Origin of the sequence: Micromonospora sp. NPDC049903 (assembly GCF_044460945.1) — a bacterium.
In the GTDB taxonomy this organism is placed as follows: domain Bacteria; phylum Actinomycetota; class Actinomycetes; order Mycobacteriales; family Micromonosporaceae; genus Micromonospora.
The window spans coordinates 1-26,722 of record NZ_JBITKL010000036.1 but is presented as its reverse complement, the minus strand read 5'-3'; the positions used below and the strand labels follow the sequence as shown (position 1 = coordinate 26,722).

The 26,722-nt window shown below is 72.4% G+C and carries 26 protein-coding genes and 1 pseudogene; 20 read left to right on the top strand and 7 right to left on the bottom strand.

Going from position 1 to position 26,722, the window contains the following annotated elements; genetic code table 11:
- Position 1: 1 nt before the first annotated feature.
- Together ACIBO1_RS30000 and ACIBO1_RS29995 are read right to left on the bottom strand one after the other, a co-directional pair.
- Positions 2 to 793 (bottom strand): site-2 protease family protein, encoded by a 792-nt coding sequence (locus tag ACIBO1_RS30000; RefSeq protein WP_396752367.1) that lies wholly within the window; start codon positions 791 to 793, stop codon positions 2 to 4.
- Positions 793 to 993: a hypothetical protein gene (locus ACIBO1_RS29995; protein WP_350696218.1), complete on the bottom strand. Its 201-nt coding sequence runs from the start codon at positions 991 to 993 to the stop codon at positions 793 to 795. Before ACIBO1_RS29995 ends, ACIBO1_RS30000 begins: the two co-directional genes overlap by 1 nt.
- Before the next feature lie 179 nt (positions 994 to 1,172).
- Between ACIBO1_RS29995 and ACIBO1_RS29990 the strand changes: the two genes are divergently transcribed.
- From ACIBO1_RS29990 to ACIBO1_RS29975, 4 genes are all read left to right on the top strand, one after another.
- Positions 1,173 to 1,379 carry a hypothetical protein gene (locus ACIBO1_RS29990; protein WP_176094926.1) on the top strand — a complete coding sequence of 69 codons (207 nt, stop codon included), beginning with the start codon at positions 1,173 to 1,175 and terminating at the stop codon, positions 1,377 to 1,379.
- 63 nt (positions 1,380 to 1,442) lie between these two features.
- Complete coding sequence (gene cobU, locus ACIBO1_RS29985) at positions 1,443 to 3,365, top strand: bifunctional adenosylcobinamide kinase/adenosylcobinamide-phosphate guanylyltransferase (RefSeq protein WP_396752341.1); 1,923 nt, start codon at positions 1,443 to 1,445, stop codon at positions 3,363 to 3,365.
- Positions 3,355 to 4,128: an adenosylcobinamide-GDP ribazoletransferase gene (locus tag ACIBO1_RS29980; protein ID WP_396752339.1), complete on the top strand. Its 774-nt coding sequence runs from the start codon at positions 3,355 to 3,357 to the stop codon at positions 4,126 to 4,128. Before cobU ends, ACIBO1_RS29980 begins: the two co-directional genes overlap by 11 nt.
- Before the next feature lie 66 nt (positions 4,129 to 4,194).
- A complete protein-coding gene (locus ACIBO1_RS29975) occupies positions 4,195 to 5,484 on the top strand; it encodes a DUF2314 domain-containing protein (protein WP_396752337.1) in 1,290 nt (429 codons plus the stop codon).
- Positions 5,485 to 5,505: 21 nt separating this feature from the next.
- On the opposite strand, the gene gcvT is transcribed toward ACIBO1_RS29975, so the two are convergent.
- A complete protein-coding gene (gcvT, locus tag ACIBO1_RS29970) occupies positions 5,506 to 6,630 on the bottom strand; it encodes a glycine cleavage system aminomethyltransferase GcvT (protein ID WP_396752335.1) in 1,125 nt (374 codons plus the stop codon).
- A gap of 165 nt (positions 6,631 to 6,795) precedes the next feature.
- Between gcvT and ACIBO1_RS29965 the strand changes: the two genes are divergently transcribed.
- On the top strand, positions 6,796 to 8,367 hold the full coding sequence (locus ACIBO1_RS29965) for a leucyl aminopeptidase (protein ID WP_396752333.1): 1,572 nt from the start codon (positions 6,796 to 6,798) through the stop codon (positions 8,365 to 8,367).
- A 113-nt stretch (positions 8,368 to 8,480) separates the two neighbouring features.
- Here the strand turns inward: ACIBO1_RS29965 and ACIBO1_RS29960 are convergent, their stop codons facing one another.
- The gene (locus ACIBO1_RS29960) at positions 8,481 to 8,810 is read right to left on the bottom strand and encodes a hypothetical protein (protein WP_117228376.1); all 330 of its coding nucleotides are present in this window, start codon (positions 8,808 to 8,810) and stop codon (positions 8,481 to 8,483) included.
- A gap of 179 nt (positions 8,811 to 8,989) precedes the next feature.
- Between ACIBO1_RS29960 and lpdA the strand changes: the two genes are divergently transcribed.
- The gene (gene lpdA / locus ACIBO1_RS29955) at positions 8,990 to 10,381 is read left to right on the top strand and encodes a dihydrolipoyl dehydrogenase (RefSeq protein ID WP_396752330.1); all 1,392 of its coding nucleotides are present in this window, start codon (positions 8,990 to 8,992) and stop codon (positions 10,379 to 10,381) included.
- Between the two features lie 71 nt (positions 10,382 to 10,452).
- Positions 10,453 to 12,258, top strand: a complete 1,806-nt coding sequence (gene sucB / locus ACIBO1_RS29950; RefSeq protein ID WP_396752328.1) for a 2-oxoglutarate dehydrogenase, E2 component, dihydrolipoamide succinyltransferase — start codon at positions 10,453 to 10,455, stop codon at positions 12,256 to 12,258.
- Between the two features lie 71 nt (positions 12,259 to 12,329).
- Here the strand turns inward: sucB and ACIBO1_RS29945 are convergent, their stop codons facing one another.
- The gene (locus ACIBO1_RS29945; protein ID WP_396752326.1) at positions 12,330 to 13,271 is read right to left on the bottom strand and encodes an SDR family NAD(P)-dependent oxidoreductase; all 942 of its coding nucleotides are present in this window, start codon (positions 13,269 to 13,271) and stop codon (positions 12,330 to 12,332) included.
- 137 nt (positions 13,272 to 13,408) lie between these two features.
- On the opposite strand from ACIBO1_RS29945, the gene ACIBO1_RS29940 reads away from it, so the two are divergent.
- The 10 genes from ACIBO1_RS29940 (at position 13,409) to ACIBO1_RS29895 (ending at position 22,006) form a co-directional block, all read left to right on the top strand.
- Entirely contained in the window at positions 13,409 to 13,987 is a 579-nt protein-coding gene (locus ACIBO1_RS29940; RefSeq protein WP_396752323.1) for a TetR/AcrR family transcriptional regulator, read from the top strand.
- Between the two features lie 46 nt (positions 13,988 to 14,033).
- Positions 14,034 to 15,362, top strand: coding sequence for a low temperature requirement protein A (locus tag ACIBO1_RS29935; protein ID WP_396752320.1), 1,329 nt, complete (start codon positions 14,034 to 14,036; stop codon positions 15,360 to 15,362).
- 41 nt (positions 15,363 to 15,403) lie between these two features.
- Positions 15,404 to 15,673, top strand: coding sequence for a type II toxin-antitoxin system Phd/YefM family antitoxin (locus tag ACIBO1_RS29930; protein ID WP_176094937.1), 270 nt, complete (start codon positions 15,404 to 15,406; stop codon positions 15,671 to 15,673).
- On the top strand, positions 15,663 to 16,079 hold the full coding sequence (locus ACIBO1_RS29925) for a type II toxin-antitoxin system VapC family toxin (RefSeq protein WP_396752317.1): 417 nt from the start codon (positions 15,663 to 15,665) through the stop codon (positions 16,077 to 16,079). The genes ACIBO1_RS29930 and ACIBO1_RS29925 overlap by 11 nt, the downstream gene beginning before the upstream one ends.
- Before the next feature lie 95 nt (positions 16,080 to 16,174).
- The gene (locus ACIBO1_RS29920) at positions 16,175 to 17,074 is read left to right on the top strand and encodes a TIGR01777 family oxidoreductase (RefSeq protein ID WP_396752315.1); all 900 of its coding nucleotides are present in this window, start codon (positions 16,175 to 16,177) and stop codon (positions 17,072 to 17,074) included.
- A gap of 153 nt (positions 17,075 to 17,227) precedes the next feature.
- Positions 17,228 to 19,045: a DUF2079 domain-containing protein gene (locus ACIBO1_RS29915; protein ID WP_396752312.1), complete on the top strand. Its 1,818-nt coding sequence runs from the start codon at positions 17,228 to 17,230 to the stop codon at positions 19,043 to 19,045.
- Positions 19,046 to 19,109: 64 nt separating this feature from the next.
- Entirely contained in the window at positions 19,110 to 19,751 is a 642-nt protein-coding gene (gene lipB / locus ACIBO1_RS29910) for a lipoyl(octanoyl) transferase LipB (RefSeq protein ID WP_396752310.1), read from the top strand.
- A gap of 245 nt (positions 19,752 to 19,996) precedes the next feature.
- Positions 19,997 to 20,701 carry an SRPBCC domain-containing protein gene (locus ACIBO1_RS29905; RefSeq protein WP_396752308.1) on the top strand — a complete coding sequence of 235 codons (705 nt, stop codon included), beginning with the start codon at positions 19,997 to 19,999 and terminating at the stop codon, positions 20,699 to 20,701.
- On the top strand, positions 20,698 to 21,372 hold the full coding sequence (locus ACIBO1_RS29900) for a DUF4166 domain-containing protein (RefSeq protein ID WP_396752305.1): 675 nt from the start codon (positions 20,698 to 20,700) through the stop codon (positions 21,370 to 21,372). The genes ACIBO1_RS29905 and ACIBO1_RS29900 overlap by 4 nt, the downstream gene beginning before the upstream one ends.
- A 10-nt stretch (positions 21,373 to 21,382) precedes the next feature.
- Complete coding sequence (locus tag ACIBO1_RS29895; RefSeq protein ID WP_396752365.1) at positions 21,383 to 22,006, top strand: TetR/AcrR family transcriptional regulator; 624 nt, start codon at positions 21,383 to 21,385, stop codon at positions 22,004 to 22,006.
- A 201-nt stretch (positions 22,007 to 22,207) separates the two neighbouring features.
- On the opposite strand, the gene aspS is transcribed toward ACIBO1_RS29895, so the two are convergent.
- A complete protein-coding gene (aspS, locus tag ACIBO1_RS29890; protein WP_396752302.1) occupies positions 22,208 to 23,494 on the bottom strand; it encodes an aspartate--tRNA(Asn) ligase in 1,287 nt (428 codons plus the stop codon).
- A 473-nt stretch (positions 23,495 to 23,967) separates the two neighbouring features.
- On the opposite strand from aspS, the gene lipA reads away from it, so the two are divergent.
- Together lipA and ACIBO1_RS29880 are read left to right on the top strand one after the other, a co-directional pair.
- A complete protein-coding gene (lipA, locus tag ACIBO1_RS29885; protein WP_396752300.1) occupies positions 23,968 to 24,957 on the top strand; it encodes a lipoyl synthase in 990 nt (329 codons plus the stop codon).
- 242 nt (positions 24,958 to 25,199) lie between these two features.
- Entirely contained in the window at positions 25,200 to 25,892 is a 693-nt protein-coding gene (locus tag ACIBO1_RS29880) for a DUF4191 domain-containing protein (RefSeq protein WP_396752297.1), read from the top strand.
- A gap of 15 nt (positions 25,893 to 25,907) precedes the next feature.
- Here the strand turns inward: ACIBO1_RS29880 and ACIBO1_RS29875 are convergent, their stop codons facing one another.
- Complete coding sequence (locus tag ACIBO1_RS29875; RefSeq protein ID WP_396752296.1) at positions 25,908 to 26,315, bottom strand: RDD family protein; 408 nt, start codon at positions 26,313 to 26,315, stop codon at positions 25,908 to 25,910.
- A gap of 259 nt (positions 26,316 to 26,574) precedes the next feature.
- On the opposite strand from ACIBO1_RS29875, the pseudogene ACIBO1_RS29870 reads away from it, so the two are divergent.
- Positions 26,575 to 26,722: pseudogene (locus ACIBO1_RS29870) on the top strand (glutamine synthetase); the annotation flags it as partial.

The following is a 26,722-nucleotide window of genomic DNA, read 5'->3' as shown; positions in this document are numbered from 1 at the left end:
TTCAGCTCTGCCAGAAGCGGACCAGGTCCAGGCCGGTGGCGTAGAGCCAGGGCGGCAGGCCCAGGACGTCACCGATGGCGAAGACCGCGTCGAAGAACCAGCCGCCGATCGTCGGGTTCCACAGCAGCGCGAACAGCAGGATGAAGCCGTACGGCGCGAAGAGGTCGTACATCCGCCGGTAGGGCGGGCTCAGCCAGGGCTGGATCATGTTGCCGCCGTCGAGTCCCGGCACCGGGAGCAGGTTGAGCAGGCTGGCGGTGATCTGAAGGAAGGCGAGCAGGGCGACGGCGGCCCAGAACTCCACCGGCCCGCCGCCGGACGCGCCGAGGCGCAGCACCGCCACCAGCACCAGCGCGAACACCACGTTGGTGGCCGGGCCGGCGAGGCTGACCAGGGTGTGTCGCAGTCGTCCGGCGATCACGTGCCGGTCCACCCAGACCGCGCCGCCGGGCAGTCCGATGCCGCCGAGCAGCACCACCGCCACCGGCAACGCGATGGACAGCAGAGGGTGGCTGTACTTGAGCGGGTTGAGCGTCAGGTAGCCGCGGTGGGCCACCCCCCGGTCACCGAACCGGTACGCGACCACGGCGTGGGCGTACTCGTGCAGGCAGAGCGAGACCAGCCAGCCGGTGACCACGAAGCCGAACACGGCGAGTCGGACGTTGCCCACCCCGTGCCAGGCCAGCAGCGCGCTGGTGACCAGCAACGCGACCAGGGCGAGGAACACCGGGCTGGGCCGGAACGCGGCCCGGGGTACCCCCAGCACCAGCGGCTCGGAGTCCCGGGATGGCATCACTGGGCCGGAGGTTGGAGGCTCATCCGGTAGTCCACCCGGTCGTCCTCCAGCAGCGTGACCGAGGTGACGCCGGACGCCGCGAGCTCCCGCCAGGTCTGGCCGATCCAGGACTCGGCGTCGGCCTGGCTGCCGAACGACTCCCCCGGCCCGTCGACCGACTCGCCGTTCGCGCCCTCGTACCGCCAGCTCCACGCCATGTGCGCGTCTCCCCTCGCCGCTGATGTCCCGCTGGGACGAACCCCCGCCAGCGTAGTCGCACCGCACCGCCGACCGCCCGGCCACGGGCGTCGATCGAGGGCGGACCGGTGCGCGGTCGGTGGTTGACCGTCGCCGGGCCGGGTATCTCCGGGGGAACCGGATCTTCACGGAGGCGACGATGACGACACCCATCCCGGAGATGGACACGGCACAGCTTCGCGACATCGCGGTACGCGGCGGTATCCAGGGCGCACGCGAGATGGACCGGGAGGAACTGGTCGACGCCCTGGTCGCCCGCCCCGGCGAAGGCGCCTGGCAGGAGGACCCGAAGCCGGCGGACGTCAACCCCAACGACTACATGTACCAGTCCCCCGAACCTCGGTGAGCTGGCGCGGGAGCGTGGCCCTGCGATGCCGCTCCCGCCCGGCCGGCCGTTAAGGTACGAGCCATGTCCCTAGACGGGTGGAACACGCTCCTGGTGCTCGGCGGCATCCGCTCCGGCAAGTCGGAGTTCGCCGAGGCCCTGGTGGCCGACGCGGTCACGGTCCGGTACGTGGCCACCGCCGCCGGCGGAGGCGACGACGACGCGGAGTGGGCGGCTCGGATCGCCACGCACCGCGAGCGCCGGCCGACGACCTGGAGCACCGAGGAGACGGCGGACGACCCGCGCCGGCTGGCCGACGTGATCGCCAGCGCCCGGCCGGACGAGACCCTGCTCGTCGACGACCTCGGCGGCTGGGTCACGGTGCTGCTCGACCCGGCCCACCAGCCGGCCGACGACACCGCGACCGTCGCCGAGCTGGCCGCCGCCGTCCGGGACTGCCCGGCACGGCTGGTGCTGGTCAGTCCCGAGGTCGGGCTCTCCCTGGTGCCGACCACGCCGCTGGGCCGGGCCTTCACCGACGCGCTCGGCGCGGTCAACCGGGCCGTCGCCGACGCCTGCGACACCGTGGTGCTGGTGGTCGCCGGCCAGCCGGTCCGGCTGAAGCCGGCCACGCCCGAGCCGGCGCCGACCGTCGAGACCTCGCCGGGTCCGTCCGCCGCCGTCAACGGCACGGCGGTGCCCGCACAGGCCGGCCCGAGCGACGCGCGACCGGCCGACGGCGCCGTGGCACTGCCCGCGTCGCCTCCGGTGACCACCCCGGAGGTACCGGCCGCACCGGCGCCGGTCCCGGCCGCCGACGACACCGGGTGGACCGCGCCCACCATGACGCTGCCGGTGGCCGACACCGGCCTGGTCATCCAGCCGGGCATGGACCTTCCGATGCCCGACGACTACGCCGGTCCGCAGGCGGTGGACCGGCTGGCCACGCTCGACGTGCCCGGCACCGGGCTCGGCGTCCTGGAACAGGTGGTCTCGTTCGCCGCCGCCACCCAGGGCACCCCGACCCCGGCACCCTGGCAGTCGGTCCGGGTGCTGCTGCTGCACGGCGACCACGACGGCGGAAGCTCCGCCGGTACCCGGGCCGGGGAGTCGGCCCGGCGTGCCGAGGCGGCCCGCGCCGGTCAGGGTGTGCTCGCCCGGCTGGCCGCCGAGAGCGGGGCGAGCCTGCAGGTGGTGGAGGCGCCCACCGCCGCCGCCATCGAGCACGGCCCGGCGCTCACCGCCGAACAGGTCGACGCCGCGCTGCGGTACGGCTGGCGGCTGGCCGAGGAGGCCGTGGACTCCGGCGTACAACTGCTGGTGGTGGCGGCGTGCGGCGCCGGCACCGAGGCTGCTGCGGCGGCGGTCCTGGCCGCGACCGCCGGTGCCGAGGCGCCCGCCGTGCTCGGCCGGGTGATCAACGAGAACGGCGAGATCGACGACGTGGCCTGGATGGCCCGGTGCGCGGCCGTCCGGGACGCCCTGCACCGCACCCGGCGGGCCTCCCGGGACGCCAAGGACGTGCTGGCCCAGCTCGGCGGTGGGGACATCGCCGTAGCCACCGGCCTCCTGCTGGGTGCGACCGCGCGACGCACGCCGGTGCTGCTGGACGGGCCGGTCGGCGTGGCCGCCGGCCTGGTCAGCCGGGACCTGGCCGGGCAGGCGCGGCACTGGTGCATGCTGGCCGACCACGGCGGGCACCCGGCCGTCAAGCTGGCCTCCGACGTGCTCGGCCTGAGCCCGCTCGCGCAGCTACGGCTGGACCTCGGCGAGGGCGCCAACGCGTTGACCGTGCTGCCGCTGCTGCGCTCGGTGCTGGCGCTGGCCGCCGCGCTGCCGCCCCGCCCGTCGCACGACCCGGCCGACGGCGTGGACGAGGCCGAGGAGCCGGAGCCGGACGAGCCGGACTTCCGCGAGCCCGAGCCGGCGGGCCCGGGACCGACCAGCACCGACCCGGCAGGACCGGCCGGCACCGACCCGGCGGAGCAGGGCACGCGTGCCGGCTGAGCCCCGGCTCGGCGACGGGGCGCGGCTGGCCCTGACCACGTTCACCATCCTGCCGGTACGCGCCGGCCGGATCGACCGGACCACGGCCGGTACGGCGATGGCGCTCGCCCCGCTGGTCGGCGCCCTGCTGGCCGTGCCACTCGGCGCTCTCCTGCTGCTGCTCGACGCGGTCACCGCGCCGCTGGTCGCCGCCGGGGTGACCGTCGCGGCGGGCGCCCTGCTCACCCGGGGTCTGCACCTGGACGGGCTGGCCGACACGGTGGACGCGCTCGGGTCGTACCGGAGGGGGCCGGCCGCGCTGGAGATCATGAAGAAGCCGGACGTCGGGCCGTTCGGCGTGGTCGCCCTGGTGCTCGTCCTGCTGGTGCAGGCCGCGGCGCTGGCGGAGCTGGCCGGCCGGCCCCGGCCGGCAACGTTCGCGGCGGTGCTGGCGGCCGTGGCGGCCGGTCGGCTCGGGGTATCGCTGGCCTGCCGGCGGGGTGTCCCGGCGGCCCGTCCGGACGGGCTCGGCGCGCTGGTCGCCGGCACCGTCGGGCCGGTCACGCTGGCCGTGGCGACGGTCGCCGTGGCGCTGGCGGCGGTCCCGGCCGTGCCGGATCGCCCCTGGCAGGGACCGCTGGTGGTGCTCGCCGCGCTGGCCGTCGCGGCCGGGCTGCTGCGACACGTGGTACGCCGTCTCGGCGGCATCACCGGCGACGTGCTCGGCGCCACCGTGGAGCTGGTCACCACGCTGGTCTACCTGGGTCTGGTGCTGTCCGGCTGAGCAGTGCGGTCGCCGGCGGGTAGCGTTCCTTGTCGACAGCACCGGCGCGGCCACCCTGGGGACGACATGCTCATCACCGACGACTTCCTGCCCGTACCGGTCCCGGAGTCGCTCACCGCGACCTATCTGGTGCCGACGGTGGGACTGCCGTCGGTGACCGCCCGCACGGCGGTCCGTGGACTGGCCGGTCGACTGGCCGAGCCGGTGCACGGGCTGGCCGTGCAGATGCTGGACAGCCCGCTGATGAGCGTCGACATCCGCCCGATCGGCGAGTTCCCCGAGCTGCCGCCGGACCTGCTCACCGCGTTCGGCGCCACCGAGGAACAGCTCGGCCGGCTGGCCGCCGCGAGCCACCTGGTGGTGGTGCAGGCCGAGTACCGGCCGGGCTGGCCGCCGGCCCACGAGTGGGCGGCCCGGGCGGTGGCCGCCGCCGTGGCCGAGGAGGTCGGCGGCGACGTTGTCGACGTGTTCGGGTTGCAGTTCCTGGACCCGGCGGCGGCCCTGCGCTCGCTGCCCGACGCCGAGGGCCGGGTCCGGCTGGTCGACTGGGTGCTGGTGCCGTACTCCTCGGACGCCGAGGGGCTCTGGTTCACCACCAAGGGGCTGCGCCGCTTCGGTCTGCTGGAGTTGCAGACCCAGGGTGTGCCGGACCACCTCACCCGGGCCTGGGGCGCGGTGATGACCGGCGCCGCCCGCCGACTGCTCCGGGACTGGACCGACGGGCTGGCCGGCGAGGAGGTGCCGGCGTTCGTGCCGCTGCCGGTGCTGGCCACGGTCACCGGGCACGACATCGCGGTCGCGTACGGCAATCCGGAGCAGCACGGCGCGACCGCGCCGGTGCTGCTGCGGCTGGAGCTGGACCCGGCCACCGACCCGGACGCCGACTCGTTCCTGAGCCTGCGGCCCCCGGCCGGGCACCCCGGCCCGGACGGGCGCTACTTCGCCGCCGCCTGCGGCACCCTGTTCGCCGGTATCCAGCCCGACGTGCGGTACGCGCGCTCCGGCGACGCGATGAGCCGGGCGGTGGCCACCGCCCGCGCCGGACTGGGCGACGTCCGGGCCCGGTTCCGCGCCGGACAGCTCCCGCCGCAGACCCAGCTCGTGGTGAAGTACGGGCTGCCCGGCGACGACGGCCCGGAGTACGTCTGGGCCGGGGTGACCGCCTGGGACACGCCCGAACGGATCGTCGGCACCAGCGCCAGCGACGCCAACACCGACCCGACGGTCCGGATCGGCTCGCCGGTGCAGGTCGAGACCGCCGACATCGTCGACTGGGCCGTCCTGGACACCTCCGGCGTCATCGAGGGCGGCTGGACCCAGGCCGTGCTGGACGCCGGGGAGCCGCCCCGCTCCTGAGTCACCGCACGCGGTCGCCGGTCACTTCACCGAGGGGTCGACGAACGGCGGCCGGGCCAGCCGGACCGGCAGGCGACGACCGCGCACGTCCACCTGGAGTTCGGTGCCGTCGGTCAGGGCCGAGGCGGTGTCGACCAGCGCCAGGGCGATGCCCTGCTTCCGGGTCGGGCTGAACGTGCCGCTGGTGACCGTGCCGACCCGGTTGTCACCGTCGTACACCGCCATGCCGGGGCGCGGGATGGCCCGGTCGACCGCCTCCAGGCCGCGCAGCGTACGCGCCGGACCGGCGGCCTTCTCCGCGAGCAGCGCGTCCCGGCCCCAGAAGGCCGGCTTGTCCCAGCCCACCGCCCAGCCCGAACGGGCCTGCACCGGGCTGATCTGAAGCGACAGGTCCTGCCCGTGCAGCGGGTACCCCATCTCGGTGCGCAGGGTGTCCCGGGCGGCCAGCCCGCAGGCGCGCGGCGCGGGCTCGGCGGCGAACAGCGCGTCCCAGACGGTCACCGCGTCGGCCGCCGGGACCACCAGCTCGAAGCCCAGCTCACCGGTGTAGCCGGTGCGGCACACGGTCAGCGCGACGCCGTCGAGGGTGGCCGGCGAGAAGCTCATGTAGCCGTGGTCGGTGGGCAGGCCCAGCCCGGCCAGCAGCGCCGCCGAACGCGGTCCCTGGACCGCCAGCACCGCGTACGCCTCGTGCTCGTCGATGACCGTGACCTGCTCCGGCGCGGCGGCGCGCAGCCGGCGCACCACCTCGGCGGTGTTCGCGGCGTTCGGGATCAGGAAGACGTGGTCGTCGGCGTACAGGTAGGCGATGATGTCGTCCACCACGCCGCCGGTGGCCTCGTCGCAGCAGAGCGTGTACTGCGCTCGGCCGGGCCCGATCCGCCCCAGGTCGTTGCTGAGGCAGGAGTTCACGAACTCCGCCGCGCCCGGCCCGGTCACCCGCACCTTGCCCAGGTGCGAGACGTCGAACACGCCGACGTCGGTACGCACTGCGGTGTGTTCCCGCAGCACCCCGCCACCGGCGTACTCCAGCGGCATCTCCCAGCCGCCGAACGGGGCGAACTTGGCACCGAGTGCGGAGTGTCGCTCGGCCAGCGGAGAACGACGCAGCCGGGTCTCGGCGGCGTCGGTGGTCACGTCGGTCATGGGTGGGAACTTACCGGGGCGGACCGGTCTGGTTAGCATCGGCGGGACCCACCGGAGGAACCGGCGGGGCAGCACCGACGTCCGACGGGTACCTCATCCGTCGGCACCAACCGAACCGCCGGTACGCCACACGCGGCCGGCCCGGCCCGCCCGGGAGCAGCTTCCGTGACATCGCCCAGCACCACCCTGAGCCTGGTCGACACCGACCCCGCCGAACTCGCCGTCGACGCCATCGTGATCGGCGTGCACAGCACGACCGGTGAACAGGACGCCACCAGCGGCCTCGCCGGCACCCTGCTGCTCGCCAGCGGCGCCGAGAGCATCGCCGCCGCCTTCGACGGCAAGCTGACCGAGACGCTGGCACTGCTCGGCGCGACCGGCGGCCCCGGCGAGGTGATCAAACTGGCCACCCTGGGCACCGTCACCGCCCCGCTGGTCGCCGCCGTCGGCCTCGGCCCGGAGCCCACCGGCGCGGCACCCGCCCCGGAGACCCTGCGGCGGGCGGCGGGGGCCGCCGTACGGGCGCTGGCCGGTGCGTCCCGGGTGGCGCTCGCGCTGCCGCTGCCGGACGACGCCGACGGCCCCGCCGCGCTGCGCGCGGTCGGCGAGGGAGCGCTGCTCGGCGGGTACCGGTTCGCCGGCTACAAGACCCGCCCGCAGCCGACCCGGCGCGAGCCGGTGGCCGAGGTGCTGGTCGCCGTCCCGGACGCCGCGGACGCCGGAGCGCAGGCCGAGGTGACCCGGGCCCGGACGGTGGCCGCCGCGGTCCGGCAGACCCGCGACTGGGTCAACGTGGCGCCGAACGAGCTGCGCCCGCCGGTCTTCGCCGACGCGGTCGCCGAGGCCGGCCGGGCGGCGGGCCTGGAGGTCGAGGTGCTCGACGAGGTCGCCCTGCGCGAGGGCGGCTACGGCGGCATCATCGCGGTCGGTCAGGGCTCGGAGGCCCCGCCGCGCCTGGTCAAGCTGACCTGGACGCCGGAGGGCGGCGGCACCGGCAAGCGGGTGGCGCTGGTCGGCAAGGGCATCACCTTCGACACCGGCGGCATCTCGATCAAGCCGGCGCAGGGCATGTGGGAGATGAAGTCGGACATGGCCGGGGCGGCGGCGGTGGCCGCCACCATGCTGGCCGTAGCGGAGCTGAAGCCGGCGGTGACGGTGACCGCGTACGTGCCGATGGCGGAGAACATGCCGTCCGGGACGTCGTACCGGCCGGGTGACGTGATCACCATGTTCAACGGCAAGCGGGTCGAGGTGCTCAACACCGACGCCGAGGGCCGGATGATCCTCGGTGACGCGATGGCCCGGGCCTGCGCGGACGGCTGCGACTACCTCTTCGAGACCTCCACCCTCACCGGCGGGCAGGTGGTGGCGCTGGGCAAGCGGATCTCCGGTCTGATGGGCACCGCCGAGCTGTGCGAGCGGGTCCGCGACGCCGGTGACGCGGTCGGCGAGCCGGCCTGGCCGATGCCGCTGCCGGACGACGTGCGCAAGGGCATGGACTCGGACGTGGCCGACATCTCGCAGGTCAACGCCGGCATGGACCGGGCCGGTCACATGCTCCAGGGCGGTGTGTTCCTGCGCGAGTTCGTCACCGACGACGTCGCCTGGGCGCACATCGACATCGCCGGTCCGTCGTACCACGCGGGCGAGGCGACCGGTTACTGGACCAAGGGCGGCACCGGGGTCCCGGTCCGTACCCTGCTGCACCTGATCGACGACGTCACCGCGAACGGCTGATCTGCGGGTAGGGATTCATGCAAGGAGGGGTCCCCTGCTAACGCCTGGTGCATAGCAGGGGACCCCTCCTAACATCCGAGCTGAGCCGCACGGGCACGGCGCGGTGGGACGGGTCAGTACTGCTCGGGGCGGCGCTTGCGGCGCTCGTTGTAGTCGCGCATCCGCTGCGGGTAGCCCATCAGGGCGATGTCGTAGACGGGGATGCTGACCCGGTACGCGAAGCGGCGCGCCCCGTCCGGCCCGTCGATGCGGCGCCGGGTCCACTCGCCGTCGTCGGCGATCAGGATGACGGTGGTCTCGGTCACCGTGGTGCGGGGTTCGATGAACGCCTCGACACCCTTGCGGGTCCGGACAAAGTTCTCCAAGTGCTCCAGATCCGCGCGATTGGCCGTACGGTCGGAGTCAACCGCGCGTGCCTGCTTGCGTCGCCGGAACAGTCCCACCGAGCCGTCTCCCCACGCGTCCGTCGTCGAAGGCAGTGCCAAGGGTACGTGGCGGCAACGTGTCGTTGGGCACCTCGGTACGCGGCTTCCGCACGGTGGTGACAAGATGGCCGAGGTGGGGTGTGTCCCTGTTACCCCGCCGTGACCCCCGATGCAGCGACGCGACCTGGGAGTTGGACGTGAGCGAGCCGAACGACGCAACCTTCGACATCGTCATCCTCGGAGGTGGCAGTGGCGGCTACGCGACCGCCCTGCGCGCCGCCCAGCTGGGCCTGAACGTCGCGCTGGTCGAGAAGGGCAAGCTGGGCGGGACCTGCCTGCACAACGGCTGCATCCCGACCAAGGCGCTGCTGCACGCGGCCGAGATCGCCGACCAGACCCGCGAGTCGGAGCAGTTCGGCATCAAGGCCGAGCTGGTCGGCATCGACATGGCCGGGGTGAACGCGTACAAGGACGGCGTGATCTCCCGCCTCTACAAGGGCCTGCAGGGCCTGGTCGGCGGCTCCAAGAACATCACCTTCGTGGCCGGGGCCGGCAAGCTGGTCGCCCCGAACGCGGTCGAGGTGGACGGCAAGCGGTACACCGGCCGCAGCGTGGTGCTGGCCTCCGGCTCGTACGCCAAGAGCCTGCCGGGCCTGGAGGTCGACGGCGAGCGGGTCATCACCAGCGACCACGCCCTGACCCTGGACCGGGTCCCGAGTTCGGCGATCGTGCTCGGCGGCGGTGTGATCGGCGTCGAGTTCGCCAGCGTGTGGAAGTCCTTCGGGGTGGACGTGACCATCATCGAGGCGCTGCCCCGCCTGGTCGCCGCCGAGGACGAGGAGTCGTCGAAGGCGCTGGAGCGGGCGTTCCGCAAGCGGAAGATCAACTTCAAGGTCGGCAAGCCGTTCGAGAAGGTCGAGAAGACCGACAACGGCGTCAAGGTGACCATCGCCGGCGGCGACACGGTCGAGGCCGAGCTGCTGCTGGTCGCCGTCGGCCGGGGCCCGAACACCGCCGACCTCGGCTACGAGGAGCAGGGCGTCAAGACCGACCGTGGGTACGTGCTGACCGACGAGCGGCTGCGCACCAGCGTGCCGAACGTGTACGCGGTCGGCGACATCGTGCCCGGCCTCCAGCTCGCCCACCGCGGCTTCCAGCAGGGCATCTTCGTCGCCGAGGAGATCGCCGGCCAGAACCCGGCCGTGATCGACGAGGCGGGCATCCCCCGGGTCACCTACTCCGAGCCGGAGCTGGCCTCGGTCGGCCTCACCGAGGCCAAGGCCAAGGAGCAGTACGGCGCCGACAAGATCAAGACCTACAACTACAACCTCGGCGGCAACGGCAAGAGCCAGATCCTCAAGACGGCCGGCTTCGTGAAGCTCGTCCGGGTCGACGACGGCCCGGTGGTCGGCGTGCACATGGTCGGCGCTCGGGTCGGTGAGCTGGTCGGCGAGGCGCAGCTGATCTACAACTGGGAGGCGTACCCGGGCGAGGTCGCGCAGCTCGTGCACGCCCACCCGACGCAGAACGAAGCCCTGGGCGAGGCGCACCTGGCCCTCGCCGGCAAGCCGCTGCACGCGCACGCCTGACCACGACAACCCGCGGCGTCCGGCGACGGGCGATGATCCCCCCACCAGGGAAATGAAGGAGTCTGGAGAACATGCCGGTATCGGTCACCATGCCCCGGCTCGGCGAGAGCGTCACCGAGGGCACCGTCACGCGCTGGCTCAAGCAGGAGGGTGAGACCGTCGAGGTCGACGAGCCCCTGCTCGAGGTTTCCACCGACAAGGTCGACACCGAGATCCCGTCGCCCGCGGCCGGCGTGCTGACCCGGATCGTGGTGGGCGAGGACGAGACGGCCGAGGTCGGCAGCGAGCTGGCGGTGATCTCCGGCGAGGGCGAGTCGGCCGGCGGCGAGGCCGCCCCGCAGCAGCAGGAGGCCCCCGCCGAGCAGGCCGCCGAGGCGGCCGAGGAGCCGCAGGCCGAGGCGGAGCAGTCGGCCGTCGAGGAGCCGGCCCAGCAGCCGGCCCAGGCCTCCGCGCCGTCGGGCGAGGGCACCCCGGTGCAGATGCCGGCCCTGGGCGAGAGCGTCACCGAGGGTACGGTCACCCGCTGGCTCAAGCAGGTCGGCGACAGCGTCGAGGTGGACGAGCCGCTGCTGGAGGTCTCCACCGACAAGGTCGACACCGAGATCCCCTCTCCGGTCGCCGGCACCGTCCTGGAGATCAAGGTCCCCGAGGACGAGACCGCCGAGGTCGGCGCCACGCTGGCCGTCGTCGGTGCGGCCGGTGCCGCCCCGGCCGAGGCCACGCCGGAGCCGAAGCCCGAGCCCAAGGCGGAGCCGAAGGCCGAGGCCAAGCCCGAGCCGAAGCCGGAGGTCTCCGAGCCGACGCCGGGTGCCTCGTACAACGAGCCCGCGCCGGAGGCCGAGCAGGCCAAGGAGCCGGCAAAGGCCGAGCAGGCCGCCCAGCCGGCCGCTCCCGCCACGCAGCGCGCGGCGGCCCCGTCGAACGGTGGCGAGCAGGCGGCCGGCTACGTGACGCCGCTGGTCCGCAAGCTGGCCGGTGAGCACGGCGTCGACCTCGCCTCGGTGAACGGCACCGGTGTCGGCGGGCGGATTCGCAAGCAGGACGTGCTGGACGCGGCCGAGAAGGCCAAGGCCGCCCAGGCCGCGCCCGCTGCGGCGCAGCCGGCCGCCGCCACGGCTCCGGCCAAGCCGGCCGCCAAGCCGCAGCCGAGCGCCAAGCGCGGCACCACCGAGAAGCTGCCCCGGATCCGTTCGGCGATCGCCAAGCGGATGCAGCAGTCGCTGCACGAGATGGCGCAGCTCACCACCGTGATCGAGGTGGACGTCACCAAGATCGCCAAGCTGCGGGCGCAGGCCAAGGACTCGTTCCTGGCCCGGCACGGCGTCAAGCTGTCGTTCCTGCCGTTCTTCGCCCTCGCCGCGATCGAGGCGCTCCAGACGTACCCGATCGTCAACGCCCGAATGGACCTCGACGGCGGGACGATCACGTACCCGGACGCCGAGAACCTCGGCATCGCCGTGGACACCGAGCGCGGCCTGCTGGTGCCGGTCATCCACAACGCCGGCGACCTCAACCTGGGCGGCATCGCCAAGCGGGTGGCCGACCTGGCCGAGCGCACCCGGACCAACAAGATCAGCCCGGACGAGATCGCCGGTGCGACGTTCACGCTGACCAACACCGGCAGCCGGGGCGCCCTGTTCGACACCCCGATCGTGCCGTCGCCGCAGTCGGCGATGCTCGGCACGGGTGCCGTGGTCAAGCGTCCGGTCGTGGTCAACGACGCGGAGCTGGGCGAGGTCGTCGCGGTCCGGTCGATGATCTACCTGGCCCTCTCCTACGACCACCGACTGATCGACGGTGCCGACGCGGCCCGCTTCCTGGTCGCGGTCAAGGAGCGGCTGGAGGGCGGCAACTTCGAGGCCGAGCTGGGCCTGTAACCGCAGTCAGCAGCACGAGAGGGCGCCCCGGTCGACGACCGGGGCGCCCTCGCTCGTTGGGCCTACGGGTCTCAGCCCGCCAGGGTCTGCTCGCTGACCTGCCAGAGCCGCTGGGCGGCCGCCGGGTCGACGGCGTACGCGGCGACGCCGGTCCGGGTGCCGGGCTCGTGCGGCCCGGCCTGCTGGCAGTCCTCGAAGTAGCGCCCGCCGACACCGTCGAGCAGCGGCGAGGTGGCCACCAGCACCGACGTGGCAGCGCCCTGCTCGGGCGTCTTCCAGGGGGCGACCGGGCCGCTGGAGGCGCGCAGCCGGGCCAGCTCCTCCTCGTCCACGTACCGCTGGAGGTTGGTGCGGATCCCGCCGGGGTGCAGCGCGTTGGCCAGGATGCCGTCGTCGGCCCAGCGGCGGCTGGCCTCCACGGCGAAGAGCACGTTCGCGGTCTTGGACTGCCCGTACGCGGTCCACGGCTCGTACTCGCGCTTCGCGAAGTGGATGTCGTCGAAGTCGACGGGTGAGCGCAGGTGGGCCGCCGAGCTGACCGAGACGACGCGGGCGCCCCCGGCTGCGGCAAGGGCCGGACGCAGCCCGGTGGCCAGCGCGAAGTGGCCGAGGTGGTTGGTGGCGAACTGCATCTCCCAGCCCTGCGGCGTCCGCATCTCGGGCGAGGCCATCATGCCGGCGTTGTTGACCAGGATGTGCAGGGGTCCGTCCCAGTTTGCCACGAAGGCGGCGACCGAGGCCGGGTCGGCCAAGTCGAGCGCGGCCACCGTGATCCGGTCGTTGCCGGTGGTACGGGTGATCTCCTCGGCCGCGCGGTGGCCCTGGTCGGGCTGGCGTACGGCCAGGGTGACGTCGGCTCCGGCGGCGGCGAGCGCACGGGCGGTCTCGACCCCGATGCCCGATCCGCCGCCGGTGACGACGGCCCGGCGACCGGTGAGGTCGATGCCCGCGACGACCTCCAGCGCGGTGGACTCGGCGGTGAACGGGGTGCTGACAGGCGTGCCGATGGCCATGATCCATCCTTGTCGACAGAGGCGCGGCGGGTGTGGACCGCCGCTACGATGAGAAGCGGAGGCTCCTCCGTTACCACCACACTAACCGGAGGCTCCTCCGCTTGCCACCCGGGTTCCGGCCCAGTTCAGGAGGAGACGTGCCGCAGACCGGTCCCCGACCGCTCCGCGCCGACGCCCAGCGCAACCGCGAGCGGCTGCTGGACGCGGCCGTCCGGGCGTTTTCCCAGGCAGGCCCGGAGGTAACCCTCGACTCGATCGCCAAGGACGCCGGGGTCGGCATCGGCACCCTCTATCGCCACTTCCCCACCCGGGAGTCGCTCGTCGAGGCGGCCTACCGCAACGAGCTGGCGAAACTCTGCGACGCGGCGGCCGAACTCCGCGACCGCCTCCCACCGGTCGAGGCGATCCGGGAGTGGATGGACCGGTTCATCGACTACCTGACCACCAAACGGGAGATGGCCGACGCCCTCCGGCTGGTGATCGCCTCCGGCACCAACCCGTACGCCCAGAGCCGCGACCGCCTCGTCGGCGCGATCGGCCTGCTGCTGGAGGCCGGCGCGGCGGCCGGCACCGTACGTACCGACGTCGACCCCACCGACGTACTGGTCGGACTCAGCGGCGTCAGTCTCGCCTCCGGCGGCCGAGACCAGCGTGACCAGGCACGACGGCTGCTGGACCTGCTGATGGACGGATTGCGGTACCGCCCGGCGGGCTGATCCGAAACGCGCCCCTCACGACCTGCGCCACTGCGAAACTCAGGCCGTGGACGACAGGCGCCGGCGGCAACGGCTGGGACCGGCGGTCGGGATCGCACCGGGCGCCCGGGTCGACAAGTTCGAGATCTTCTTCGACCTGGTCTTCGTCTTCTCCTTCTTCAACATCGCCCGGGCCACCGCCGCCAACATCAGCGACCGGCAACTGCTGCACGCCCTGCTGGTCCTCGCCGTGCTCTGGTGGTGCTGGGTGGTGCACACGGTGGTGGCCACCCGGGTACGCATCGGCGAGGGCTTCGTACCCGTCCTGATGATCGCCGGGATGGCCGCGCTGTTCTGCTTCGCGCTCGCGCTGCCCCAGGCGTTCATGGACTCCGGCGGCACCGAGGCCGGGCCGATCGTGGTGGCGGTCAGCTACGTGGTCATCCGGGCCGTACACCTGGCGCTGTTCCTGCACGCCGTCCGCGACGACCCGGTGGAACGCCGCCAGTTGGTCCGGTACGCCCCCGAACTGACCCTGAGCACCGCGCTGCTGCTCGTCGCCGCCCTGCTGCCCGGCCACCTACCCGACGACGACATGGCGGCGCTGGTCCGCGACGGCCTGTGGATCAGCGTCGTGCTGCTCCAGTACGGCACCGGACTACTGGCCCGCACCTGGGGCTGGGGGGTCACCTCGGCCGAGCACTGGACCGAACGGTACGACCTGATCCTGATCATCGCGCTCGGCGAGTCGGTGATCTCCATCGGCCTGGGCAGCAACCTGCTCGGCCAACCGCCCACCCTGCCGGGGGTGACCGCCGCCGTGCTCGGGATCGTCTTCAGCGCCGCCATGTGGTGGATCCACTACGACGTGATCGGCCCGGCCGCGCGGATCGCGCTGCACGCCAGCCAGGGCCGCCCCCGGGTGCTGATGGCCCGGGACGCCTACGCCTACCTCTACCTGCCGATGATCGTCGGCATCCTGCTGTTCGCCCTCGGCGCCGAGGGCATCGTGCACGACATCGCCGAGCCCGGCGTCCCGATCAGCCAGCCGGCACGGGGGCCGGACGTACCGCTGTTGTTCTCCGGGGTGCTCTGCTATCTGGCCGGGAACATGCTGTTCCAGTGGCGCACCCTGCGCACGCTGTCCTGGCTGCGGCTGGGCACCGTGGTCCTGCTCGCGCTGGGCATCCCGATCGCCATACCGCTGCCCGGACTGCTCGCGCTCGGCGTGCTCGCCGTGATCCTGGTCGGCATGATCGTCGTCGAGGTGGTGGTGATGTCCGAGGGCCGGCACGCGTTGCGCGCGGTGGTCTTCGAGGAGCGCACCGCCCACGAGGCGGCCGAGGCCGCCTACCGTGCCCGCTGGCACGACAACCCGCCCGACCCGCACCCGTGACATGCGTAGCACTCTGTAGCACCCATGGCTAGAATGGGTGGGTGGCTGAGCACGCCCATCGGGAGATCACACAGCGAGAGTTGCGCAACGACTCCGGCGCGATCATGCGCGGGGTGGAGCGCGGAGACTCCTACGTCATCACCCGCAACGGCACCCCCATCGGCAAGCTGATCCCGCTTCGGCGGCGCACCTTCGTTCCGCGCGCCGAAGTGATGGCCGCATTCGCCACCGCGCCCCCGCTCGACGCGGAGCGATTCCGCCGAGATCTCGACTCCGCCGTCGATCAGGACCCATTCGATCGTGAGTGGTGAGACTGCGGCCCGGGGCCTGATCGACACGAACATCGTGATCCTCCTCGGCGCGCTGGACCCGGACGAACTGCCGGAGGAGATGGTGATCAGCGCCGTGACGCTCGCGGAACTGTCCGCCGGCCCGCACCACGCCGACGATCACGCTGAACGAGCCCGCCGGACCAGCGTGCTCCAACACACCGAGGCCACCTTCGACCCGCTACCGTTCGACGCCGAGGCGGCCCGAGCGTTCGGGATGATCTCCAGCGCCGTCCTCGCCACCGGCCGCACCACCCGCCGTCGGCTCGCGGATCTCATGATCGCCTCGGTGGCCCATGCCAACCGCCTGCCGCTCTACACGACCAACCCGAACGACTTCGCCGGTCTGACGGAACTGGTCGACGTCCGGCACGTGCGCCGTCCCTGACTTCGTCGTTCGACAGACCCGCGTCGGGTCAGCCGAGACATCGGCGTGACCGACTCGACCCAGCCGGATGGCTGCGCGTACCCGAAGATGTCTGTATGCGGATCCTGATGGCCGGCGCGTCCGGCTTCCTCGGCACCCGGCTGGTCGACCTGCTCGTGGCCGACGGGCACCAGGTCACCCGGCTGGTCCGACGACCACCGCGCCGGCCGGACGAGCGGCAGTGGACCCCGTCGGCGGCGCAGCTCGACCCGGCGCTGGTCGCGGAGGCGGACGCGGTGGTCAACCTGGCCGGCGCCGGGGTGGGCGACCGCCGCTGGAACGACCAGTACAAACAGCTCATCCGCTCCAGCCGGGTGGACACCACCAGCACCCTGGCCATCACCATCGCCGGCCTGCCCGGGGCCGACCGGCCCAAGGTGCTGCTGAACGGCTCGGCGATCGGCTGGTACGGCAACACCGGGGACCGCGTGGTCGAGGAGGACGCGCCGGCCGGTGAGGGCTTCCTGGCCGACGTGGCCCGGGTCTGGGAGGCGGCCACGCGCCCGGCCGAGGACGCCGGGGTACGTGTGGTGCGGCTGCGCACCGGGCTGCCATTGCACCGCGACGGTGGACTGCTCAAGCCGCAACTGCTGCCGTTCAAGCTGGGCATCGCCGGTCGACTCGGCAGCGGACGCCAGTGGATCCCGTGGATCTCGATGACCGACTGGCTGCACGCGGTCACGTTCCTGCTGGCCCACGACGACCTGAGCGGCCCGGTGAACGTGGTCGGCCCGGCACCGGTCACCAACGCCGAGTTCACCCGGGAACTGGCCCGCCAGTTGCGCCGTCCGGCGATCATTCCGATCCCGGCGCTGGCTCTGAAGGCGGTCCTCGGCGGCTTCGCCCAGGAGGCGCTGACCAGTACGCGGGTCCTGCCCGGCGTACTCAACCGGGCCGCCTTCACCTTCCGTCACCCGGACCTGCCCACCGCTCTGCACGCCGCCCTGCACGACTGATCTCGCTCCCCGCCGCCACCCCGTCCGGCCGTCGTGCCCTGCTGAGGTGTTAGGAAGGGTCCCTTTATATGCACCAGGCGTTAGCAGGGGACCCTTCCTTACAAACGACGGGTCTGACCTGAGGTGTCCGGTGAGGTTGGTAACGTCCGCTAGGTGCCCAGCTCCCCGTCCTCGGCGTCCGTGACCACCTCGCCGCCGCGCGTCACCCGTGACCGCCGCGCCGACCTGATCGTGGCGTTGATCGCGCTGGCGCTCGCCGTCTGGGTGACCAGCGGGCTGTGGCGGGACCCCAACGGCCGCGCGATCACGGTCAACTCCAGCGACCAGGCGCTGTTCGAGTGGCTGCTGGCCTTCGGCGGGCACACGGTCAGTCACGGGGAGAACCCGTTCTTCACGTACCTGATCAACGTCCCGGACGGCGTCAACCTCGCGGTCAACACCTCGATCACCGTGTACGCGGTGGTCTTCGCCCCGCTGACGTACCTGATCGGGCCGCCGGCCACCTTCCTGGTGATCCTCACCCTGAACCTGGCCGCCACCGCCGTCGCCTGGTACTGGCTGCTCTCCCGACACCTCGTCGGCAGTCGACTCGCCGCCGCCGTCGGCGGACTGTTCATCGGCTTCTCCCCCGGCATGGTCTCGCACGCCAACGCCCACCTGAACTGGACCGCCGGCTGGCTGGTGCCGCTGCTGGTGTGGCGGCTGTTCGTGCTGCGCCGGTCGGCGCACCCGCTGCGTGACGGGGCGATCCTCGGCGTACTCGTCGCGATCGCCTTCTCCATCGCCGCCGAGGGGCTGTTCTTCACCGCGTTGGGGCTCGGCCTCTTCGTCGCCGTCTGGGCACTGCACCCGGCCAACCGGGTCGAGGCGCGGTCCGTGCTGCCGTCGTTCCTGCGCGGTCTCGCGGTGACCACCGTGGTCGCCGGGGTGCTGCTGGCGTACCCGCTCTGGCTGCACTTCGCCGGGCCCCAGCGCTTCCACGGCACCGGATTCGACTCGGTGATCCACTCCGAGGACATCGCCGCGTACGCCGCCTACCCGCGCCGATCGCTGGCCGGCGAGGCCGGACTGGGCACCTCGCTGGCGCCGAACCCAACCGAGGAGAACTCCTTCTTCGGGCTGCCCCTGCTGCTGCTCACCGTCGCCTGCTTCGCCCTGCTGTGGCGGTCGGCCACGCCACGACGCCGGGCCACGCTGTGGGGGCTGGGCGTCCTCGCGGTGGCCTTCACCGCGCTCTCCTTCGGGCCGGTGGCGAAGGTCAACGGCCACCGCACCGACCTGCCCATGCCGTTCGACCTGCTCGGGCATCTGCCCGTCGTGAACGCCGCGCTGCCGGCCCGACTCGCGCTGGTGGTGACGCCGGTGATCGGGCTGCTGCTGGCGTTCGCGGTGGACCGGCTCCGCCAGCACCGCCCGGGTCGGCCGGCGGCGGTGGCCTGGACGGCCGCCTTCGCGGTCGCGCTGGTGCCGCTGGTCCCGACGCCGCTGCTCACCATCGAACGGGAACCGATCCCCCGCTTCATCACCTCCGGCGCGTGGCGCGACTACGTCTCCCCGGGCGGGGTGCTGACCCCGGCGCCGCTGGCCCTCGACGTCTATCCGGACGGCCAGCGCTGGCAGGCGTACGCGCTGGCGAACCGGCAGGGCGAGTTCGCCATCCCGTCCGGCTTCTTCCTCGGCCCCGGCGGGCCCGACGGCCGCGGCCGGATCGGGCCGGTGCCGCGTCCGTTCGGCGCGCTGCTCGACCAGGCCGCGCGCAGCGGCCTGCCGCCGATCGTCACCGAGGGCACCCGCGAGGAGGTACGCGCCGACCTGGAGCACTGGCGGATCGAGACGGTGGTGCTCCCCGACGAGGTGCACGGCGCCAAGTGGCCGGTCGACGAGGAGGCGGTACGCCGGACGTTGACCCTGCTCTTCGGCGAGCCGGAACGGGTCGAGGACGTCTGGCTGTGGCGGGTCGGGCAGCGGTGAGCCGCCCGGCCCGTGAGCCGGCTCACCGGAGGTGACCAGCGAGTACGGGTCTAGGCTGGTGAGCGTGACCGCGACGACCTCCGGCCTGACGGCCGTACGTGCCGGCGTCCTCGACTACACCGCCGCCTGGGACGAGCAGCGCCGCCTGCACGAGACCGTGGTCGCCGGGGAGCAGGGCGACACGGTGCTGCTGCTGGAGCACCCCAGCGTCTATACCGCCGGCAAGCGCACCGAGCCGTGGGACCGGCCGATGGACGGCACCCCGGTGGTGGACGTGGATCGCGGCGGCAAGATCACTTGGCACGGTCCGGGGCAACTGGTCGGCTACCCGATCCTGCGCCTGCCCGACCCGGTCGACGTAGTCGCGTACGTGCGGCGGGTCGAGCAGTTGCTGATCGACGTGTGCGCCGAGTTCGGCCTGACCGCCAACCGGGTCGACGGACGCAGCGGCGTCTGGGTGCCGGCCGACGAGCGAGGGCCGGACCGCAAGGTGGCCGCCATCGGCATCCGGGTCGCCCGGGGCGTCACCCTGCACGGATTCTCGATCAACTGCGACTGTGACCTGACCTACTTCGACCGGATCGTGCCGTGCGGCATCCGGGACGCCGGAGTCACCTCGCTCTCGGCCGAGCTGGGCCGCCCGGTCACCGTGGCCGAGGTGCTCCCCGTCGTCGAGCGTCACCTGCCGACCATCGTCACCACCTGACCCCGAGCGCCTACACCCGCGGACCTCTCCCCCGCCGTTCCATCCCGGTCGCCGACCACTTCTGCGTCGATCATGGAGTTGTGGCTGACGTTTCGTCGGCATTAATCCGGTTTCATCCTCACCACAAGTCCATGATCGCCGGGGCCGAGGGGGCTTCCGGCGCGGGTGGGGTTCCCTGTCGCCACTCTTGAGCGAGTGCTTAAATTCGGATACGTTTAAGCGGTCGCTCAAATGCGGGGGTGGGCATGCGGACTGTCTATGTCGAGACCTTGATCGACGCGCCGATCGAGCAGGTCTGGTGGGCGACCCAGGATCCCGGGGAGCACCGTCGGTGGGATCTGCGGTTCAGCCGGATCGACCCGGTGCCGGGCAGCCGGCCCGCCCGATTCCGGTACGCCACCACCGTGCTCCCCGGGCTCACCGTGCGCGGCTGGGGCGTCCACGCCGGTGAGCGCCAGCGACCCGACGGCACCCGCACCTCGGCGCTGCGGTTCGGCTCCGACGATCCGCGGTCACTCGTCGAAGCCGGCTCCGGCCACTGGCGATACCTGCCCGGGCCGCACGGCGTCCGGTTCCTGACCGGCTACTCGTACACCCCTCGCTGGGGTCTCCCGGGTCGGCTCGCCGACCTCGCCTTCCGGCCGCTGTTCGGCTGGGCCACCGCGTGGTCGTTCGACCGGCTGCGACTCTGGCTGACGGCGGGCGTACCACCGGAACGGGCCCGGGCCAACGCGATGCGCGACGTCGCCCTCCGGTTGCTCGCGGTGGTCTCGGTCACCGTGGCGGCCGGGGCCGCAGGCCGGACACCGGCCGCGCTGGGGTTGGTCGTCGCCGCAGCGGTCGCCTGCCTGGTGCCCCCACATCCGCACACCCCGGCGGCCCGACGTTGCCGACGCCGCCCGCCGGACCGCCTCGCCGCCCGGCCACCCCGTCTTCTGGAGCATCTGTGACCTCCGTCTTCGAGCACGCCCTCGGTGCCGACTTCGACCGTCTGCACCCGCGCCTGCGCCGCCGCTTCGCGGTCGACGGCGACGCCGACCTCGGCTGCGTCGGCACCGGGACGATGGACCGGGTCTGGCGCGGCGGCGCCTTCACGTGGCCGTTCCTGCGCCTCGGCGCCCTGCGGCACATCCTGTTCCCGGAGACCGGCCGACAGATCCCGTTCACCATCGAGAACTACGCCTACACCGACACGTACGGCCGCCCCACGCTGACCTTCGTCCGTACCTTTCAGGTCACCCCGCACCGGCGGCGACGCTTCGACGCCACCATGGTGTGGAGCGCCCGTCGCGGGGTCCTGGTCGACTATCTGGGTACGCACCAGCACCTCGCGGTCGACCTGCACCCGTCCGTCGACGCCGCCGGTGGGCTGACCATCCGCAGCGGGCTCCAACGGTTCCCGAACGGGCTGACCTGCCCCGCCGCGCTGACCGGCGAGGCACGCGTACGCGAGTGGTACGACGACCGGGCCGACCGGTTCCGCATCGAGGTCAGGGTCACCAACCGCCGGTTCGGCCCGCTCTTCGGCTACGAGGGCAGCTTTACCGTCGACCACGTCCCGTCGCACCGGGCACCGGTGCCCGCCGCCGTACGGCCGCTGCGCGAGAATCCCCGGGAGTAGACGAGAGGACATCATGGCCACCCGGGACAGACTGATCGACGGTGCCATCGCCGCGATCCGTGAGCACGGCATCGCCGGCGTGTCGGCGCGTACGATCGCGGCCACGGCCGGAGTCAACCAGGCCCTGGTCTTCTATCACTTCGGCAGCGTGGACGACCTGCTGGCCGAGGCGTGCCGGAGCGTCACCGCCGCCCGGGTGGCCGTGTACCGGGCCCGCCTCGCCGACGTGTCGTCCCTGCGCGAACTGCTCGACATCGGGCGTACCCTGCACCGCCAGGAACAGGCCGAGGGCAACCTGGCGGTGCTGGCCCAACTGCTGGCCGGCGCACAGAACGACCCCACGCTCGCCGAGTCCACCGCAGCGGCCCTGCGGATCTGGACGGTGGAGATCGAGTCGGTGCTGCACCGGCTGCTCGACGGCTCGCCGATCGCCCCGGTCGTCGACCCCGCTGGGTTGGCCCGGGCCGTCAGCGCCGCCTTCATCGGCCTGGAACTCTATGACGGCGTCGACCCGGAGGGCGCCAGCGCCGCCTTCGACGCCCTGGAACGGCTCGCCGTACTGGTCGAGGTGATCGACGACCTCGGCCCCCTCGCCCGCCGAGCCGCCCGCGCCAAACTCCGCCACCTCACCTGACCAACCCGCCGCTCGCCCGCCCGCCGTCCGTCCACCCCGGCGTCCCACCCACCGCCTTGTCCGTCCCGGCCTGGGCCGCTGCCCCTCCCCCGCGATCATGGAGTTGTGGTCGCGACGAAACGGAAATACATCCGCGATTCCAGTGCCACAACTCCATGATCGACGCGATCGGGCGACGGGCGGGTCAGGAGGGTGGGGCGGTCAGGGGGTCAGGCGGTGGAGGTCGCGGGGGAAGGCGGTGACCTCGCGGACGTTGGCGGCTCCGGTCAGCCGGGCGACGAAGCGTTCCAGACCGATGGCGAAGCCACCGTGCGGCGGCATGCCGTGCCGGAAGGCGTCGACGTATCCGGCGTACGGCTCGACCGGCTCGCCCCGGTCGGCGAGTGCGGCCAGGTAGTCGGCGTGCCGGTGCAGCCGCTGCCCGCCGGTCACCAGTTCCAGGCCACGGAAGAGCAGGTCGAAGCCGTTCGAGTAGTCCGGCCGGTCCGGGTCGGGGTGGGTGTAGAAAGGCCGCTTCGCCATCGGGTACCCGGTGACGAAGACGAAGTCCGACCCGTGCTCCCGGCGTGCCCACTCGCCCAGCGCCCGTTCGTGCGCGGGCGCCAGGTCCGGTTCGTCGGCGGGCGCCCCGGCGATCCGCAGCGCCTCGGTGAAATGCACGTCCGGGATCTGCGTCGGCACGTCCGGCGGTCGTACGCCGAGGGTGGCCAGCGCGGCTCCGGCCCGGTCGTCGACCGTCGCCATCATGCCGGCCAGGGTGTCCCGCAGCACCGCCATCACGTCCCGGTGGTCGGTGACGAAGCCCAGTTCGGCGTCGAGGGAGGTGTACTGCGCCAGGTGCCGTACGGTGTCGTGCGGCTCGGCGCGGAACACCGGCCCGACCTCGTAGACCCGCTCGAAGACACCGACCATGAGCTGCTTGTAGAACTGCGGCGACTGGGCCAGGTACGCCGGACGACCGAACCAGTCGAGCGCGAAGACGTTCGCCCCGCTCTCGGTGGAAGAGCCGACGACCTTCGGGGTGTGGATCTCGACGAACCGCTGGGCGTCCAGCGTGGCCCGGAAACCGGCCACCGCCGCCGCCGAGATGCGCAGTGCCGCCGAACGGCTCGGGTGGCGCAGCGCGACGGGTGCGTGGTCGAGCTGGGTGGGCAGGCTGGCGGTGAGCGTCGGCCGGTACAGGTCGAAGGGCGGCGGCACGGCGGGCGGCCCGAGCGGGCGTACCACCGGGTCGGTCAGCTCGACCCCGGCGGGCGCGGTGGCGTTGGCGACCACCGTGCCGTCGACGGAGACGACGCTCTCTTCGGGCAGCGCCTCGATCTCGGCGCGGACCGCCGGGTCGGTGACCACCACCTGGGTGAGACCGGCGGCGTCCCGGACGATCAGGAAGGCCACCGACTTGAGCAGTCGGCGGCGGTGGACCCAGCCGGCGATCCGGACGGTACGGCCGGTGTGCGGGGTGAGTCGGTCGGACAGGATGCGTTGCACGGTTACCTCCTCGTCAATCGCAACGCGATCCCCGGGAGGTGTGGGCGAGCGGGAACCTCGCGGTGCCACCACACCTTCGCCCCCGTCGAGACGGGAGCCTCATTCGTCGCCTTTTCACCGGGGCCAGCCGGGCGGGCTCTACTGAACGCGGATGTTAAGCGGGGTCCCCTGCTCTACCGCAGGCGTTAACAGGGGGCCCTTCCTTACACATCGCACGCCGTTCTTCCCGCAGCTCGGGAGGGTCTTCACGGCCCGACGCCAGACCGCCTCGCAGCAACCGGCGGCTCTCTTCAACTGGCGGATCGGGGCGCTACTCGGCTCCGTCGTCGCTCTCGAACGGCAACGCTAGCACTCGAGAAGGCCGTCCTGTGACGCGTAATTTCCGCCCTCGGTGTCCGGCGTCACAGGATTTCCCAGGTGACGGCGGTCGCCCGCAGTTCATCGACGGCCACCATCCGGCGTAGGCTCGTTTTGTGACGATCGAGCACTCCGCGCCGACGACCGGCCAGGCCGCGCGTACCGCGACGCCCGCCCCCGAGGGGCGGCGACTGCTGCGTATCGAGGCCCGCAACGCCGAGACGCCGATCGAGCGCAAACCCCCGTGGATCAAGGTCAAGGCCAAGATGGGCCCGGAGTACACCCAGTTGCGTGGGCTGGTCTCGCGCGAGGGGCTGCACACCGTGTGCCAGGAGGCCGGGTGCCCCAACATCTATGAATGTTGGGAGGACCGGGAGGCCACCTTCCTCATCGGCGGCGACCAGTGCACCCGCCGCTGTGACTTCTGCCAGATCGACACCGGCAAGCCGGCCGAGTTCGACGCCGACGAGCCGCGCCGGGTCGCCGAGTCGGTGGTCTCGATGGGTCTGCGGTACGCGACCATCACCGGCGTCGCCCGTGACGACCTGCCCGACGGCGGTGCCTGGCTGTACGCGGAGACCGTCCGGCAGATCCACGCCCTGCAACCGGGCTGCGGCGTCGAGCTGTTGATCCCCGACTTCAACGCGGTCCCCGAGCAGCTCGCCGAGGTGTTCGGTGCTCGGCCCGAGGTGCTGGCGCACAACGTCGAGACGGTGCCACGGATCTTCAAGCGGATCCGGCCGGCGTTCCGCTACGAGCGCTCGCTGGACGTCATCAGCCAGGCTCGCGCCGCCGGCCTGGTCACCAAGAGCAACCTGATCCTGGGGATGGGCGAGGAGCGCGCCGAGGTCTCCCAGGCGCTGCGCGACCTGCACTCCGCCGGCTGTGAGCTGATCACCATCACGCAGTACCTTCGCCCCTCCCCCCGACACCACCCGGTGGAGCGCTGGGTCAAGCCGGAGGAGTTCGTCGAGCTGCGCGAGGAGGCCGAGGAGATCGGCTTCGCCGGGGTGATGAGCGGGCCGCTGGTGCGCTCGTCCTACCGCGCCGGCCGCCTCTACCAGCAGGCCCTGGCCGCCCGGGAAAGCGTCGCCGTCGCGAACTGAGCCGGTGGCCGACATCAGCGGGCACCGGGCTGAGCCTCCGGTCGGTCCAAGGAAGTCGCCGGCTGAGCCTCCGGCCGGTCCCAGGGAATCGCCGGTTGGGCCTGCGGCCGGTCCCAGGAAGTCGCCGGCTTGCCGGTGACCGACCGCACGGACCGAGGTCAGGACGGGTCGGCGAGCAGCGCTCGACGGGCAGGACCGGACGGGGATCAACCGCACGGCGGGCGACCACTAGACTTGCCCGCATGGCAAAGCCCCAGGAGAAGGTCTCGTTCGGCCAGCGGCTGAAGCAGATCGGGTTGGTGTTCCGGTTCACCGCCAAGCAGGACAAGTGGTTCGCGCCACTGGCGGCCGGCGCGGTGCTGATCCCGCTCGCGCTGACCGTGGTCGCGGTCATGATCTGGGGCTGGCTCTGGTTGCCGCTGGGCATCCTCCTCGCCCTGCTCGCCCTGCTGATCGTGCTCAACCTGCGGTCGAACCGGGCGATGATGAACGCCGCCGAGGGGCAGCCGGGGGCCGCCGCACAGATCATGGAGAGCATGCGGGGCGACTGGCGGGTCTCCCCCGCGGTCAGCTCGACCACCCAGATGGACATGGTCCACCTGGTGATCGGCAAGCCGGGCGTGATCCTGCTGGCCGAGGGCAACCCGCAGCGGGTACGCGGGCTGCTCGGCCAGGAGAAGCGCCGGCTGGCCAAGGTGATCGGCAACGCACCGCTCTACGACTACGTCATCGGCCAGGACGAGGGCGAGCTGCCGATCCGCAAGCTGCGGATGACGCTGATGCGGCTGCCGCGCAACCTCAGCGGCAAGGACGTCAACTCGCTGGACAAGCGACTCAAGGCGCTCACTTCCGCCAAGCCGCAGATGCCCAAGGGCGCCATCCCGAAGAACCTGCGCCCGCCGCGCGGTGCCTTCCGGCAGAGCCGGGGCCGCTGAGGTCGGGTCGGGCGGTCAGCGCCCGGCGCGTACGGCAGGGACCACGACCGCACCGCTGAGGCGGTCGTGCAGGCCCCGACGGTGCTGGTCCATCACCAGCGCCGGGACGACAAGCGCCAGCAGTACGCCGCGCAGCAGCGCCCGGACCAGGCCGATCCGTCCGCCGTCGGCCCAGGCGACGCAGCGGATCCTGGTGATGAACATGCCGGGGGTCTGCGCGAACAGGCCGAGGAAGAAGCCGTACATCACGATCAGCACGACGACAGGTGCCCACGGGTCGCCGGTGGGGCTGGCGAACAGGCCCGACGCGAGTAGGCAGAGCACCCAGTCGATGACCAGTGCCCCGAACCGGCGGCCCAGGTCGGCCGGGACGAAGGTGGGGTCGGTGGCGGGCGGCGGCGCGTGGTGTGGCTCGGTCGTCACAGCGGACAAGACTAGCCAGCACGCTGGTGCGGGCCCGGCGCAGGTCCGGCACGTGATACCGAAAAGGGTCAATAGCAGCAATCTTCACTACACTGGCACCGCCGGACCAGTCCGTCGCGTATCGGGTCCGTCCCACCAGGGAACATGACACAACGCGAGGGACGTAACACGGCAGAAACACTGGAGACATGGCCGGGCAACCGCACGGCCATAGCGTCGCCAGGAGCCTAGCTACCCCGTGGACGTGCCAGGAGGACGAGTGTTCGCCAATCCCGAGGAACTCCTGCGTTACCTCAAGAACGAGGACGTGAAGTTCGTCGACGTACGTTTCTGTGACCTGCCCGGTGTGATGCAGCATTTCAATCTGCCGGTGGAGTCTGTCGACGACAACTTCTTCACTGATGGTC